The sequence below is a fragment of the Clostridioides sp. ZZV15-6383 genome, from assembly GCF_020657735.1.
GTDB lineage: Bacteria > Bacillota > Clostridia > Peptostreptococcales > Peptostreptococcaceae > Clostridioides > Clostridioides difficile_D.
The window spans coordinates 1-221 of record NZ_JAGWCV010000259.1 but is presented as its reverse complement, the minus strand read 5'-3'; the positions used below and the strand labels follow the sequence as shown (position 1 = coordinate 221).

Below are 221 nucleotides of genomic sequence, written 5' to 3'. Positions count from 1 at the left end.
TTAACAAAAACGAAATATTAAAAAAACTTATTGAAGAATATGATGTTAAAACAACTACAGATATTCAAGATATGCTAAAAGATTTATTTGCAAGTACAATTCATCAAATGTTAGAAGCGGAGCTTGACGACCATTTAGGTTATGATAGATATGACAATAAGAATAAAAATACTAAAAACTCTAGAAATGGATATAGAAATAAAAATGTTAAATCAGATTTT

General features: G+C 24.0%; 1 protein-coding gene. It reads left to right on the top strand.

The window, feature by feature from the left end; translation table 11 throughout:
• A partial coding sequence (locus KGF42_RS19705; protein WP_227826954.1) for a transposase occupies positions 1 to 221 on the top strand: 221 nt, incomplete at both ends.